General features: G+C 69.2%; 12 protein-coding genes. 10 read left to right on the top strand and 2 right to left on the bottom strand.

Features of this window, described 5'->3' with window-relative positions; genetic code table 11:
* Positions 1 to 51 precede the first annotated feature (51 nt).
* Positions 52 to 3,768: a hypothetical protein gene (locus AC5JCN_RS04005; RefSeq protein WP_495753706.1), complete on the top strand. Its 3,717-nt coding sequence runs from the start codon at positions 52 to 54 to the stop codon at positions 3,766 to 3,768.
* Positions 3,769 to 3,780: 12 nt separating this feature from the next.
* Here the strand turns inward: AC5JCN_RS04005 and fliP are convergent, their stop codons facing one another.
* Positions 3,781 to 4,569 carry a flagellar type III secretion system pore protein FliP gene (gene fliP, locus AC5JCN_RS04010; RefSeq protein ID WP_495753707.1) on the bottom strand — a complete coding sequence of 263 codons (789 nt, stop codon included), beginning with the start codon at positions 4,567 to 4,569 and terminating at the stop codon, positions 3,781 to 3,783.
* A gap of 63 nt (positions 4,570 to 4,632) precedes the next feature.
* Entirely contained in the window at positions 4,633 to 6,270 is a 1,638-nt protein-coding gene (locus tag AC5JCN_RS04015; RefSeq protein WP_495753708.1) for a hypothetical protein, read from the bottom strand.
* Positions 6,271 to 6,473: 203 nt separating this feature from the next.
* On the opposite strand from AC5JCN_RS04015, the gene AC5JCN_RS04020 reads away from it, so the two are divergent.
* The 9 genes from AC5JCN_RS04020 to AC5JCN_RS04060 all read left to right on the top strand — a co-directional run.
* A complete protein-coding gene (locus AC5JCN_RS04020) occupies positions 6,474 to 6,851 on the top strand; it encodes a flagellar basal body protein (protein WP_495753745.1) in 378 nt (125 codons plus the stop codon).
* A 7-nt stretch (positions 6,852 to 6,858) separates the two neighbouring features.
* A complete protein-coding gene (gene flgC / locus AC5JCN_RS04025) occupies positions 6,859 to 7,269 on the top strand; it encodes a flagellar basal body rod protein FlgC (protein WP_495753709.1) in 411 nt (136 codons plus the stop codon).
* Between the two features lie 20 nt (positions 7,270 to 7,289).
* On the top strand, positions 7,290 to 7,592 hold the full coding sequence (gene fliE, locus AC5JCN_RS04030) for a flagellar hook-basal body complex protein FliE (RefSeq protein ID WP_495753710.1): 303 nt from the start codon (positions 7,290 to 7,292) through the stop codon (positions 7,590 to 7,592).
* 3 nt (positions 7,593 to 7,595) lie between these two features.
* Positions 7,596 to 7,862: a flagellar biosynthesis protein FliQ gene (gene fliQ / locus AC5JCN_RS04035; RefSeq protein ID WP_495753711.1), complete on the top strand. Its 267-nt coding sequence runs from the start codon at positions 7,596 to 7,598 to the stop codon at positions 7,860 to 7,862.
* A gap of 1 nt (position 7,863) precedes the next feature.
* Positions 7,864 to 8,700, top strand: a complete 837-nt coding sequence (fliR, locus tag AC5JCN_RS04040; RefSeq protein ID WP_495753712.1) for a flagellar biosynthetic protein FliR — start codon at positions 7,864 to 7,866, stop codon at positions 8,698 to 8,700.
* 3 nt (positions 8,701 to 8,703) lie between these two features.
* Entirely contained in the window at positions 8,704 to 9,771 is a 1,068-nt protein-coding gene (gene flhB, locus AC5JCN_RS04045; RefSeq protein ID WP_495753713.1) for a flagellar biosynthesis protein FlhB, read from the top strand.
* Positions 9,772 to 9,791: 20 nt separating this feature from the next.
* Positions 9,792 to 12,380, top strand: a complete 2,589-nt coding sequence (gene cckA, locus AC5JCN_RS04050) for a cell cycle histidine kinase CckA (RefSeq protein WP_495753714.1) — start codon at positions 9,792 to 9,794, stop codon at positions 12,378 to 12,380.
* A gap of 347 nt (positions 12,381 to 12,727) precedes the next feature.
* The gene (recA, locus tag AC5JCN_RS04055; protein ID WP_495753715.1) at positions 12,728 to 13,813 is read left to right on the top strand and encodes a recombinase RecA; all 1,086 of its coding nucleotides are present in this window, start codon (positions 12,728 to 12,730) and stop codon (positions 13,811 to 13,813) included.
* A 267-nt stretch (positions 13,814 to 14,080) separates the two neighbouring features.
* The coding region (locus AC5JCN_RS04060; RefSeq protein ID WP_495753716.1) for an alanine--tRNA ligase-related protein at positions 14,081 to 14,370 on the top strand (290 nt) is incomplete at its 3' end.

The raw sequence follows: 14,370 nt of genomic DNA on the forward strand, positions 1-14,370 counted from the left end.
CCTAAGTCTGTCGCGATGTCCCGGCACTGCCGGGAGCGTGATCGGACGGTAATGGCCCCGCGGCGGTATCCAGTTGAGCCGGCGAAAAGTTCCGCGCTTCGCGCGCGGGCGTTCCTGCTCGCCTGCACGGCGACAGGGGCCTGGATACTCGCGGCAGGTGCCGCGCTGGCGGCCAGCGCGACCGTGCGCGGCGCGGAGATGGCGGGGTACGGCCGCGCCGTCTTCGACTTCGACAGTCTGCCTAAGGCCTCGGTGCGCACCGCCAACAATGTCCTCGTCATCAGTTTCGACAAGCCCGTCAGCTTCGCCCAGGAGAAGCTGACGATCGAGCTGCCCAACTACGTCTCGGCCGTCCGCGTCGATCCCGACGGCAAGGCGATCCGTTTCGCCCTGCAGAGGCCGTTCAAGCCGAGCATGATGGAGGCCGGCGACAAGCTGTTCGTCGACCTGCTGCCGGAGACCTGGAAGGGCATGCCGCCCGGCCTGCCGCAGGACGTCATCGACCAGCTGAGCAAGCGCGCCAAGGAAGCCGAGGAGACCGCCCGGATGCTGGCGCGCAAGCGCGCCTCCGAGGAACCCAAGGACCTCGCCTTCCGCATCGGGACGACGCCCACCTTCACCCGGGTCGTCTTCGAGATGCCGCAGGTGGCGCCCGTCGAGATGACGCGGGCCGGCGACCTCGTCGAGATCGTCTTCGATGCGCCCCTGCGCCTCGACGCCGCCCGCCTGCGTGCGGCACTGCCGCCCTTGGTGACGTCCGTGGAAACCGAGCCGCTGCCGGGCGGCATGAGGCTCACCCTCGGCATCCCGGCGGCCACCGACGTGCGCGGCTTCCGCGAGGACGAAAACTACAGCATCGACATCGCCACGCCCAAGGCGGCCCCGAAGGTCGCAGCCAAGCCGGGCGACGCCAAGCCGGCCGACGCCAAGGCGCCCGAAGCGAAGGGCCCGGACGTCAAGGTCGCCGAGGCGAAGCCCGGGGCCGCCGGGGGCTCCGAGGGCATGAAGCAGGCCGACAGGCCCGGCGAAGGCGTCAGCTCGCCGGAATCGCCGCCACGCGGAACGCACGCGGACGCAGCCGGAACGCCGGCAGGTGCGCCGACGCCTGCGACGCCGGAAGACCTGCCTCTGGTGCCCTTCAGTCGTGAAGACCGTGCAGGCATGGCTGATGCGGAGACGCCGCTGAAGGTCGGGGTGGTCGCCGAGCACGGCACGGTAAGGCTGAACCTGCCGCTGAGCGCGAAGGTGCCGCTCGCCGTGTTCGACCGTGCCGGGGTCGTCTGGATCGCGGCGGAAACGAAGGCTCCCTTCGATCCGACGCAGATCGGCATGGTCGCGCCGGGCCTCGTCTCAGGCGTCGATGTGCGGCGGGTGGGGCGCCTCTCCATCCTGCGGCTGACGCTGGCGAGGACGCCGCTCGTCCGTGCCACGGCCGCGCCGGGGTCCTGGGTGGTGACCCTGGGCGACGAGGTCGCGGGCCCCTCCGAGGCAGTGCGGCTGGGCCACGGGATCGACTCCGACGGGCGCACCGTCGTGCGTGCCGACTACAAGGATGCCGGTGGCGTCCACTGGGTCGAAGATCCGGAGGTCGGGGACCGCATCGCCGTCGTGACCGGCCGCAACACGGCGCGCAGTCTCGACAAGGCGCAGAGCTTCGTCGACTTCAAGGCCATCGCCACGGCACAGGGTCTGGCGATCGTTCCCAATTCCGACGACGTCGCCGTGAAGGTCGGAGTGGACGACGTCACAATCATGCGGGACGGCGGCCTGGCTGTGTCGATCGCCGTCGACCAGCCCACCCGGAAGCCGGCCCTGGAGCGCAAGCTCGTCGTCGACGCTGAAACCTGGCGCAAGAGCCAGGCCGGCGACATACGCGAGCGGGGTCGGGCCCTGATGCGCGCCGCCTCCGAATCGTCGAAGCACGGAAGGGGGGATGCTCGCCTGGACTATGCGCGGTTCCTCGTCGCCAACCGGCTGGCGCCGGAGGCTCTCGGCGTGCTCAGCGTCACCACGTCGGACGAGCCGGACCTTGCCCGCGACCGATCGGCGATGCTCCTGACCGCGATCGCCAATATCTTCGCCGACCGGTTTGACGAAGCTGGAAAGATCCTCGCGTCCGAAGGGATGCGGGACGACCCGGAAGGCATCCTCTGGCGTGCCTATCTCGATGCCATCCAGCAGCGCTGGCAGCAGTCGCTGGTTGGATTCCGCCGCTCGGAGGCGCCGCTGGCGGCTTATCCGGAAGATCTTCAGAGCCTGATGGGCCCGGCCTATGCCGAGGCGGCCATCGTCGGCCGTGACTTCGGGCTCGCCCAACGCGTGCTCGACCGGATGGAGGGGCTCGAAGCTGATCCGCTGCAGCGGCAGCGCGCGATCTTGCTGGGGGCTCGCGTCGCCGAGGGCCTCGGGCGCGTCGACGAGGCGCTGGCGACCTACGCCCAGCTGGCCGACAAGGCCGAGCGTCCGGTGCAGGCCCGGGCGCGCCTTGCCCGGGCGGCGCTCGCTCTCAAGGACCGCAGCATCACGCGCCTAGACGCCATCGCCGAACTGGAAGGCGTGGCAGTGACCTGGCGAGGCGACTCGGTGGAGGCAGAGGCCCTGGCATTGCTCGGCCGGCTCTACGCCGAGGAGGAACGCTGGCGCGAAGCGTTCTCCGCCGCGCGGCGGGCCAACGAGCTCTACCCCGACTCCGACTTCACCCGTGCGCTGTACGACGATACCGGCAGCCGCTTCGAGGCGCTGTTCCTCGACAACAAGGCGGACACGATCCCACGCCTGGACGCCATCGCGCTCTATTTCGATTTCAAGGAGTTCACGCCGCCGGGACGCCGTGGCGACGAGATGATCCGCCGTCTGGCGGAGCGGCTCGTTTCGCTCGACCTGCTCACCGAGGCGGCAGACCTGCTGCAGCACCAGGTCGACAACAGGCTTTCCGGTGCCGCCCGCTCCAGTGTCGCCACGCGCCTGGCCGTCATACGGCTGATGAACCGCCAGCCCGCAAAGGCCTACGAGGCCCTGAAGGACACGCGGTTGTCGGAGCTGCCGGCCGACCTGAGGCGTGCCCGCTCGCTGCTCGAGGCGCGTGCCCTGTCCGACCTGTCGCGCACCGACCTGGCGCTGGAGATGCTGGCGAGCGAGGAGGGCGCGGACGTCGACCGGCTGCGCACCGACATCCTCTGGCAGAGCCGCCGCTGGCGCGAGGCCGGCGAGGCCTATGAGCGGCTGCTCGGAGACGCGTGGCAGACCCCGGCACCGCTCGAGGACGCGCAGCGCGCGGACGTGCTGCGCGCCGCCATCGCCTACGGGCTCGGCGAGGAAAACCTGTCGCTGGACCGGTTGCGGGCGAAGTTCTCGACCAAGATGTCCGACAGCGCCGATGCACGGGCCTTCACGGTGCTTACTGCCCCCGAAGGTGCCATCTCCGGCGAATACCGTGACATCGCCAAGCAGGTCGCGACGGCCGACACGCTGTCGGAGTTCCTCGGCGAGTTCCGCAAGCGCTATCCCGACACTCCGCTGGTGCCCGCGCGCCAGCCCCAGGGCGGCAAGCCGGCGGCACCCGAGGCCCCAGCTGCCGCCGACAAGCCGGCCGACGGCGCAAAACCACAAGCGTCCGGAGGTGAGAAGCCGGCCGATGGCGCGAAGCCCGAGACGGCAGGAGGCGAGAAGCCTGCCGCGGGCGCCCAGGCTCCGGAGAAGCCGGCAGAAGGCTCTGCCCCGTCGAAGCCCAGCGCCGGGGCGCAGGGGCAGGCTCCCGCCCAGGGCTGACCGGCGGACGCGCTAGCTGCCGCCGTAGCTCTGCACGAGGCTGCCCGCGACGAGGTTCCACCCGTCGACCAGCACGAAGAAGATCAGCTTGAACGGCAGCGCCACCGTCACCGGCGGCAGCATCATCATGCCCATCGACATCAGGATCGACGCGACCACGAGGTCGATGATCAGGAACGGGATGTAGAGCATGAAGCCGATCTCGAAGGCGCGCCTGAGCTCCGAAATCATGAAGGCGGGGATCAGCGTCGTGAGCGATGTCGCCTCCGGCGTCCCGGGGCGTGGCTCCGTGGACAGGTTGATGAAGAGCTCGAGATCCTTCTCGCGGACATGCTTGAGCATGAAGGCGCGCAGCGGCACGGCTCCGCGCTCGAAGGCCACCTGCGGCTGGATCTGCCCCGCTACGAGGGGTGCGACAGCCGTATCGTAGACGGTGCGCAGGGTCGGGGCCATGACGAAGGCCGTCAGGAACAGCGCGAGGCTGACAACGACGCCATTGGGAGGCGCCGTCGGCGTGCCGATGGCGGAGCGCAGCAGCGAGAGCACCACCACGATGCGGGTGAAGGACGTCACCATCACCAGCGCCATCGGCGCCAGCGAGAGCAGCGTGATCAGCGCGACGAGCTGCAGCGCGCGCTCGGTGACCCCGGTGCCCTGGCCGAGGTCCAGCGTCAGCGTTTGCGCGCTGGCCGGGCCTGCCGCGAGTACCAGCGCCACCGCGGCGGCCACGCCGAGCGCGAGACCGCGCAGCCGTGCGGCTTCGCGTGGACGGGATTGGGGATGGCGAATCGCCCCGGACATGCCGGGACGGTAGTGGTCACGGGGACGCGGGTCACCTGCGCCCCCGTGACACGCGGTGGATGACTATCCCCGCGGGCTGGGATCGCGGCCCAGCAGCCGCGACATCTCGGCTTCGAGCGAGTCGAAGTCGATCACCTCGACCGGCTTGCCGGCCTGACTGCCTTCGGCGGGCTTCGGCACGATCGCAGGCCCGTCCGGTGCCTTTGCCACCGGAACCAGAGGCTGGGCCATGGGCGCACGCGCTGTCGCCGGCTTCGGCTCGTCGCGTGGCGGTGCAGGCTTCTCGTCCGGTGCAGAAGGACCGGTCACCTTCGGAGCGGGTGGCTGTTCCGGCGTTTTTGCCGCAGCGGGCGCCTCCGGCGGCGCTGCAGCCGGCTTGGGCGGCGCAGGTGGAGGAGGCCCGGGCGGCGGCGGTACGGCGGCCTTCAGCGGGGCTGGTGGAAACGGCTGGGGCTGAGTTCCCTGGGGCGAGGGGCGAGGGGCCTCGCCGACCCCAGGTCCGGGCGAAGCCGATGCCTCAACCGGCGTCTGGCGCGCAGCGGCGAAGGGACGCTTGAGCGCCTCCTCCAGCTTTCTCGCCATCTCCGACAGCTCGCCGTCTGCCGACAGTGGCTCGAGCGGGGTTGCTGCCGCGTCCGCCGGTCCCGGCTTGGATGCCGGAGGGGATGAAGACGGCGGCGGGGGCGGCGGGGGCGGAGCAGCAGGCGGCGGTTCCGCCGGCTTCGGCGCTGCCGAGACCGGTGGCGGGGGAGGCGCGGGCGGAGGCGGCGGCTCGCGGCGCGGCGGCTCCGGCATGCGAGCCACCGGCGGAGGCATCACCTCGTTGTCCTGCCGACGCGTCGCGGCTGGAACCTCGAGCGGTGGCGGCTCCCGCCGTCCTGGCGCGACGGCCGGAGGCGGAGGAGGCACCGCCGATGCGGCAGGCGGAGGGGGTGGCGGGGACATGCCGGACGGGGGAGGCGGCGCGCCCTGCGGCCTAGCCTCCGGGGCTCCGCGGGCCGTCACCGGGGGTGCGGGTGGCGGGGGCACGGGCGTCCGCATCTGTCCGGGCGGGGGCGGGGGCATGCGCCCGGGCGGCGGTGCCGAGGCCGCCGTCGGCGGGGCTGCCGGCGGAACCGGGGGCACCGGCGTGATGGGCGGGGGTGGGCGCCGCGTACTGTCGGAGGCCGGTGCAGCCGCAGCCGGGGCGGGCGGGACGGGCTGCTGCCGCGGCGGGAAGCGGAGCTCCGGCTCGGCAGGTGCAGAGGGCGGCGCAGCAGGCTGCGACGGAGGTGGCGGTGCCGCGACCGCGACGGGAGGCGCGGGCACCCCCGTCTCGGGGCGTTCCGGCACGGTCTCCCGCGGCAGCTCGAGGCGGCGTGGCTCGCCGCGCACCGCGTCGGCGGCTTGGTGCACCGCCTCGCGGGCCGCCGCATGCAGGATGTTGCTTTCGACGACCACGTCGTTGGGGCCGCCGATCATGAGGAGATGCTCGACATGATCGCGGCGGACGATGACGAGCTGCCGCTGACGATCGAGATCGAAGGCGTCCACGATCGCCAGCCGCGGCTGACGCCCGCGGCTCGCTGAGGACACACCCAATCCGCCGCCGGTCAGCTTGCGCAACACGATGGCGAAGATGACGAGCAGTACGAGGATGATGGCAAAGGCGATGGCCCACTCCACGGCGGGAGGCAGGGCAACTCCGAGCAGCGACTGCACGGGCATGGACTCCTGGGTCCGAGCGAACGTGATCCGGCGCGGCCGGGGAGGCCTTCACCGGAGACGAGTATCATAGCAAGCGCGCAATCCATCTTGCGTCAAGTTCGGCACTTCGACCGGGTGTGCCATCCACTGCAAACCTTTACCCGGAATTAACCATGGCCACGGCAGATTTTGCCTATCTGGACATGGGAGACGCCGCCATGAGCGGGATCGGACTGCCCGTCATTTCCGACCTCAAGACGAAGCTGCACTGGCTGCAGGAACGCCAGAAGCTCCTGGCCGAGAACGTCGCGAACGCCGACACACCCGGCTACAAGCCCAAGGATCTCAGGGACGTATCGGAGTCGTTCGACTCCATGACGCGGCTCGCGACAACGTCCGGGATGCACTTGAGCGATGATTCGGGCTCGGCGGGAACGCGCGGCGCCGAGCGGTTCGAAACCGTCCCGTCCGGCAACGCCGTCACGCTCGAGGACGAGATGATGAAGGTCGCGGAAACGCAGGGCGACTACCAGGCCGCCGCCGAACTTTACGGCCGCAGCCTTTCCCTCCTGAAGATCGCCGTCGGGCGCAAGTGAGGCACTGATGGACTTCGTCCGCACCATCGCCATCGCCGCCTCGGGCCTCAAGGCCCAGGCCGGGCGCATGCGCATCATCTCCGAGAACCTCGCCAACGCCGATTCGACGTCGCAGAAGCCCGGCGGCGATCCCTACCGCCGCAAGGTGGTGAGCTTCGAAAGCCACATCGACCGCGATCTCGGCGCCCAGACCGTTGCGCTCGGCCGCGTCCGCCGGGACAAGGCCGATTTCGAAAAGCGCCAGGACCCCGGAAACCCGGCCGCCGACGCCGCGGGCTACGTCAAGCTTCCCAACGTCAACCCGCTCGTCGAGCAGATGGACATGCGCGAGGCCCAGCGCAGCTACGAGGCGAACCTCAACGTCATCACCGCGACCCGCAGGCTGGTGTCGCGCACCCTCGACATCCTGAAGGCGTAAGCGCCCGGAGAACCTGAGTCATGGCCAGTCCCACCATCGCGGCAGGCGCCTATGCCTCCGCCCAGCGCCTCGCCATGCCGGGCGCGGCGGCGACCCCGACCGCGGGACCGAGCTTCTCCGATGCCCTCGGACAGGTGCTGGGCAACGTCGCCGAGGCCGGGAAGAAGGCCGACGAGCAGGCGGCCATCGTCGCCCGTGGCAAGGCCGACATGGTCGACGTCGTCACGGCCGTGGCCGAATCGGAGACTGCGATCTCCACCCTCATCGCCGTGCGCGACAAGGTCATAGCGGCCTACGAGGAAATCATGCGGATGCCGGTCTGAGCCATGACCGGAGCCGACATTCTCGACGTCTCTCGTGACGGCATCGTCACCTTCCTCAAGGTGGCGAGCCCGCTAATGCTCATCGCCCTCGTCATCGGCGTCGTCATATCGCTTCTGCAGGCTTTGACGCAGATCCAGGAGCAGACCCTCGTCTACGTGCCCAAGATCATCGTGGTCGGCGCTTCGATGCTGCTGCTGCTGCCCTTCATGGGCGACGCGCTGGCGTCCTACATGACACGGGTTGCGGCGCGAATCGCCGGCGGAGGCTAGGATGGCTGCTGCCGCCGCCCTCGGCCGGCCGCCCGCATCCCGCGTGGCCGGCGGTGGCGCGCCAGCAGCCCGGAGCCTGATGTCGCTGACGCTCGCGCCCCAGTTGGCCGCCCTGTTCGTGATCGTGTTCGCGCGCGTCGGCACGATGCTGATGCTGCTGCCGACGCTGGGCGAGAACCTGTTTCCGGCCCGCGTGCGCCTCGGCCTCGCGGTCATGCTGAGCCTCGTCTTCATCCCCATCGTCCAGCCGCTGGTCCCGGCAGGCCAGCCCATCACCGCGGCGCTCGGCCTGCTGCTGTTCGAGATCGCGGTGGGGCTCACCATCGGGCTGGCGGGACGGCTGGTGGTGGCCTCGCTGCAGATCGCGGGCAATTTCGTGGCGCAGTCGCTCGGCCTCGCCTTCGCCGAATCGGTCGACCCCACCCAGGGCGGCCAGTCGGCCCAAATCGGTAATTTCCTGACGCTGACCGGCGTCGCCATGCTGTTTGCGACGGACGCGCATCACATGGTGATCGGCGCCATTCACGGCAGCTACACGGCCCTGCCGCCGGGCATGCTGCCCGACACCGGCGACGCCGCGAAACTGGCGTTGACGACCATGTCCAAGAGCTTCGCCATCGCGGTGCAGATCGCCGCGCCCTTCATCGTCTTCGCGCTGGTGTTCAACCTCGGCTTGGGCGTGCTCGCGCGGCTGATGCCGTCGCTCCAGGTGTTCTTCCTCGGCATGCCGGCGACGATCCTCTTCGGCTTCCTCGTCCTGGCCGCCTCGATCGCCCTGATGATGACCGTCTTCCTGCGGGAGGTTTCCGACTTCCTGCAGCCGTTGGCCGGAGGCTGACCGGTGGCGGACGACAACGAGCAGGAAGATCGTACAGAAGACCCGACCCTCCGAAGGCTTGAACAGGCCATCGAGCGCGGCGATGTCGCCCGCAGCATGGAGGTCAATACGTGGTTCGTGCTGGCGGGCGCCACGCTGGGCCTGATGATCGCCGGCGGGGACAGCGTGTCCGGCGTCGCGGTGGCGCTGCGCGGGTTCCTCGCCAACGCCCATGCCGTGCCGATGGACGGCACCGGGCCCATGGCCGCGACCGTGCGGGCGCTTCTCGCGATTCTCGGGGCGATTGCCGTGCCCTTCGCGCTGCTGATCGTCTTCGGGCTCGCCGGGGGACTGGTGCAGCACCGGATGCTGTTCACGGTGGAGCCGCTGACCCCGCAGCTGTCGCGGATCTCGCCGATGAGCGGCTTCAAGCGCGTCTTCGGGAAGGAGGCGCTGGTCCAGTTCGTGAAGGGCCTGCTGAAGCTCGCCGTCGTCGGCTTCGTCATGTGGATGGTGCTGTGGCCCGACCGCGACCGCCTCGAATCCCTCGCCGGAATGGATGTCCTTGCCCTGCTTCCGGCCACCCGAGACGAGGCGCTGAAGCTGATGGGCGGCGTGCTCGCCATCTACGCCTTCATCGCCGGTGCCGACTTCCTTTACCAGCGTTTCTCCTGGTTCAACCGCCAGCGCATGACCAAGCAGGAGCTGAAACAGGAATACAAGGAAACCGAGGGTAACCCCGAGATCAAGGCCAAGCTCCGCCAGCTGCGGGCGCGGGCATCGAAGCAGAGGATGATGAGCAAGGTGCCTCAGGCCACCGTCGTCGTGATGAACCCGACCCACTACGCCGTGGCGTTGCGCTACGAAGCCGGCATGGCCGCGCCCCTGTGCGTGGCGAAGGGCCTCGATGCGATTGCGTTGCGCATCCGCGACGTGGCGGAGGAGAATTCCGTGCCTGTCGTCGAGAATCCGCCGCTGGCCCGGGCGCTTTACAAGGCGGTCGATCTCGATCAGGAAATCCCGGTCGAGCACTACAAGGCCGTTGCCGAGGTGATCGGCTACGTCATGCGTTTCCGCAGGAGGGCGTCGTGACGGCTGCGGACGGGTGGGATATGCCGAAACACGCGGGCAACGAGGCGGTGGGCGCCGGCAGCGACGCCGTCGCCGGAGTGCGTCCGGAGAGGGCGCATCGCTCCGGCAGCATCGCGCTCGTGCTCGCCCTGGCCGGGGTGCTCGTCGGCGCGGCGCTGGCCCTGTCGCTCATCGCGAGCGAGAAGGCGCAGCCCCTCATCATGGGGCTGCTCGCGCTTTTATCCGTGGTCGGCGTGTTCGCGCTGTTCGCCGGAGCGGTCGGCATCATCGAATTTTCGGGCAAGACGCAGCCCAACGACCTCACCAAGCTGATCTCCGACACCTCGTCGGAGGGCATGGTGGTGGTCGAGGTCGACGGCCGCGTGGCCTACGCCAATCCGTCCTATCTGCGTCTCTCCGGTGCCCATTCGCTGGCCGAGGTGCGTGTCGTCGAGCGGCTCTTCACGGGCACGCCCGACGTGTCGGAGGCGATCTACCGCCTGGCGCAGGCTGCCCGCGACGGCCGCGGTGCGGTGGAGGAGATGCGGCTGTCGCCCCCGCTCGGCGCCTTCGAAGGCGCGGCCTGGTACCGCGTGAAGGTACGGCCGGTCGACCGTCCCGGACGCCGGCGCGCCAGCCTCTGGAGCGTCGCGGACGTGACGCGCGAGCGCGAGCGCCAGGAGAACATCTTCCAGGAGCTGCAGCACGCGATCGATTATCTCGACCACGCGCCGGCAGGATTTCTCTCCGTCGATTCGACGGGCGAGGTCGTCTACGTCAACGCGACGCTGGCCGGCTGGCTGGACTATGACCTCGCGCAGTTCGGATCCGGCGGGCTCAAGATCACCGACATCGTGCCCGGCGACGGCGCGGCGCTGCTCGGCTCGGTCGCGGGCGGGGCGGGGGAGGTCCGCACCGAGATCCACGACCTCGACCTGCGCAAGCGCGGCGGCCAGTCGCTCCCGGTGCGGGTCTTCCACCGCGTCGCCTTCGGCTATGACGGCTCGCCGGGCCCCTCTCGCACGCTGGTGCTGAACCGTTCGGCCGGCGAGGACGTCGCCGAAGGGCAGCGCGCGGCCGAGGTGCGGTTCGCGCGCTTCTTCAACAACACCCCGCTCGCCATCGCCACGATCACCCGCGAGGGCCGGCTGGCGCGCACCAACGGGCCGTTCGCGCGGCTGTTCGGCGCCTACTTCAAGGGACAGGACGCATCGGAGCCCCGCTCCATCCTGGCGGTGGCCGCCGAGCGCGAGCGGCCGGCGCTGCTGACGGCCGTCGAGGCCGCGGCCGAGGGGCGCGGCGACATTCCGCCGATCGAGATCGCGCTGGACGGCGAGGGCAACCGCTCCGCCCGCTTCTTCGTCACCTCCTCCGAACGCGACGGCGACGAGGGCGAGGTCGCCATCATCTACGCGCTCGATACGACCGAGCAGAAGGCGCTAGAGGCGCAGTTCGCCCAAGCGCAGAAGATGCAGGCTGTCGGCGAACTCGCCGGCGGCGTGGCGCACGACTTCAACAACGTGCTGCAAGGCATTCTGGGATATGCGGATCTGCTGCTGGTGAACCACCGGCCGACCGACCCGTCCTTCCAGGACATCATGCAGATCAAGCAGAATGCCAACCGGGCCGCCGGGCTCGTGCGGCAGTTGCTGGCCTTCTCGCGCCGCCAGACCCTGCGGCCGCAGGTGATGCATTTCGGCGAGGTGCTCTCCGACCTCTCCATGCTGCTGAAGCGCCTGCTGGGCGAACGCATCGCGCTCGACGTGCGCCACGGCCGCGACCTGTGGCCGGTGAAGGCGGACCTCACCCAGTTCGAGCAGGTGGTGGTGAACCTCGCCGTCAACGCGCGTGACGCGATGCCCGAGGGCGGCAAGCTCGCCATCCGCACCCGCAACGTGCCGGCCGCCGACGCGGAGGGCGTCGGCAATCCACCGATGCCGGCCGCCGACCACGTGCTGATCGAGATCGAGGACAGCGGCACCGGCATTCCGCAGGAGATCATCGACAAGATCTTCCAGCCCTTCTTCACGACCAAGGAGGTCGGCAAGGGCACGGGCCTCGGCCTCTCCATGGTGTACGGCTTCGTCAAGCAGTCGGGCGGCTTCATCTTCTGCGACAGCAAGGTGGGCGCGGGCACGACCTTCCGCATCTACCTGCCGCGCTTTGCGGGAGAGGAGGCTGATACCGCCGCCGAGGCCGCGCAGGCCGCCAAAAAGGAGCAGGCCGGGCAGCCGCCGGTGCAGCAGACCGGCGCCGACCTGACGGGGCAGGGGACGGTCCTGCTCGTCGAGGACGAGGAGGCGGTGCGCGCCTTCGGCGCACGGGCGCTCAGCCAGCGCGGCTACACCGTGCTCGAAGCTGCGTCCGGCGTCGATGCGCTGGAGGTGGTCGCGGCGCACGAGGGCTCGATCGACCTCATCGTCTCCGACGTCGTCATGCCCGAGATGGACGGCCCGACGCTGCTGAAGGAACTGCGCCAGCGCGGGATCACCGCCAAGATCGTGTTCGTCTCCGGCTATGCGGAGGAAGCCTTCCGCAAGAACCTGCCCGAAGGGGAGGAGTTCGGCTTCCTGCCGAAGCCCTTCAGCCTGAAGCAGCTGATCGAGGCGGTGAAGGCCCACTTCGTCTGAGGCGAGGCGTGGCGCGCATGGACGGCCGCCGGACTGCGGGTCTCCAGGACGGCCTTTCCTGAGGGCATTGCAAGGACGCGCAAGAGCCGCGCGTCGCGGCCCATTGCAGCGATTCCGGTAACACAATGCGTCGCCCTCCGAGCGGGGTGACAGGTTTTGTCGTGCTGTCCCTGCATCTTCCCGTTGAACAGCACTGCGCTTTCCCGCCAAGCGGTTGTTTTACAACGGGTTGGACGTGCCGTTTGAGAACAAAAAAAGAACTTGCGAGTTAGAACGAACCGTGACCATCATCGCGTCACCCTCGCCATTGAGATCGCCCCGGGCTCGTGCCAAAAGGATCCCTCACCATGTCTCAGCCGTCTCTTCGACTCGTTGAAGGTCAATCCATGGACAAGGCCAAAGCCCTCGATGCCGCGCTCTCCCAGATCGAGCGCGCCTTCGGCAAGGGCTCCATCATGCGGCTCGGCAAGAACGAGAAAGCGGTCGAGATCGAGACTGTCTCGACCGGCTCGCTGGGGCTCGACATCGCGCTCGGCGTGGGTGGCCTGCCGCGCGGCCGCGTGGTCGAGATCTACGGCCCCGAATCGTCGGGCAAGACGACCCTGGCGCTCCACACCGTGGCCGAGGCGCAGAAGAAGGGCGGCGTGTGCGGCTTCATCGATGCCGAGCATGCGCTGGACCCGGTCTATGCCCGCAAGCTCGGCGTCAACCTCGAGGATCTGCTGATCTCGCAGCCCGACACGGGCGAGCAGGCACTCGAGATCTGCGACACGCTGGTGCGCTCCGGCGCCATCGACGTGCTGGTGATCGACTCCGTGGCGGCGCTCGTGCCGCGCGCCGAGATCGAGGGCGAGATGGGCGAGGTGCAGCCTGGCCTGCAGGCGCGGCTGATGAGTCAGGCGCTTCGCAAGCTCACGGCCTCGATCTCGCGCTCGAACACGATGGTTATCTTCATCAACCAGATCCGCATGAAGATCGGGGTGATGTACGGCTCGCCCGAGACGACCACGGGCGGCAACGCGCTGAAGTTCTACGCCTCCGTCCGCCTCGATATCCGCCGCGTCGGCTCCATCAAGGACCGCGAGGAGGTCGTCGGCAACACGACGCGCGTGAAGGTGGTGAAGAACAAGGTCGCCCCGCCCTTCAAGCAGGTCGAGTTCGACATCATGTACGGCGAGGGTGTGTCCAAGGCCGGCGAGCTCGTCGATCTCGGCGTCAAGGCCGGCATCGTCGAGAAGTCCGGCGCCTGGTTCTCCTATGACAGCCAGCGCCTGGGGCAGGGCCGCGAGAACGCCAAGCAGTTCCTGCGGCAGAACCCCGACGTGGCGGCGCGCATCGAGGGCCAGATCCGCCAGAATGCCGGCCTTCTGGCCGAGCGGATCCTCGAGAACGTCGAGCCCTCCGCCGAGGATCTCGACGAAGGCGAGGCCTGACCACTCGGGCACGAGCTCACCTTCTCCCGCCCTGCGGGAGAAGGTGGCGCGCATGCGCCGGAGGAGGGCGCGGCGCCGGCAGGCGCCGTCATCCCTGCCGCCCCGCCATCGTCTTCCCTTGGCTGAATGCGGCGACCGCGCGATGTGCTTCGCGCTCCATCCTTTCCGCCGCCCATCCCCCTTCTCGACAGCGGCGGTGCGCATCTCTACAAAGCCCGCGACATGTCCTGCGGCGAAGGCCGCCACGAATTGCGGGAAAAGGCGTCAATGAGCGGCGTCAATGAGATCAGGTCTACCTTCCTCGACTATTTCGCGCGTCACGGGCATGAGGTCGTGCCCTCCAGCCCGCTGGTGCCGCGCAACGATCCGACGCTCATGTTCACCAATGCGGGCATGGTGCAGTTCAAGAACGTCTTCACCGGCGCGGAGAAGCGGCCCTATTCGCGTGCCGTCACCGCCCAGAAATGCGTTCGTGCCGGCGGCAAGCACAACGATCTCGACAATGTCGGCTACACCGCGCGCCACCACACCTTCTTCGAGATGCTCGGCAACTTCTC

Source organism: Alsobacter sp., assembly GCF_059501845.1.

Excerpts from the sequence above, each read along its gene's own strand:
- AC5JCN_RS04005 (WP_495753706.1), top strand. The coding sequence starts at position 52 with ATGGCCCCGCGGCGGTATCCAGTTGAGCCGGCGAAAAGTTCCGCGCTT.
- fliP (WP_495753707.1), bottom strand. The coding sequence starts at position 4,569 with ATGTCCGGGGCGATTCGCCATCCCCAATCCCGTCCACGCGAAGCCGCA.
- AC5JCN_RS04020 (WP_495753745.1), top strand. The coding sequence starts at position 6,474 with ATGAGCGGGATCGGACTGCCCGTCATTTCCGACCTCAAGACGAAGCTG.
- flgC (WP_495753709.1), top strand. The coding sequence starts at position 6,859 with ATGGACTTCGTCCGCACCATCGCCATCGCCGCCTCGGGCCTCAAGGCC.
- fliE (WP_495753710.1), top strand. The coding sequence starts at position 7,290 with ATGGCCAGTCCCACCATCGCGGCAGGCGCCTATGCCTCCGCCCAGCGC.
- fliQ (WP_495753711.1), top strand. The coding sequence starts at position 7,596 with ATGACCGGAGCCGACATTCTCGACGTCTCTCGTGACGGCATCGTCACC.
- fliR (WP_495753712.1), top strand. The coding sequence starts at position 7,864 with ATGGCTGCTGCCGCCGCCCTCGGCCGGCCGCCCGCATCCCGCGTGGCC.
- cckA (WP_495753714.1), top strand. The coding sequence starts at position 9,792 with ATGCCGAAACACGCGGGCAACGAGGCGGTGGGCGCCGGCAGCGACGCC.
- recA (WP_495753715.1), top strand. The coding sequence starts at position 12,728 with ATGTCTCAGCCGTCTCTTCGACTCGTTGAAGGTCAATCCATGGACAAG.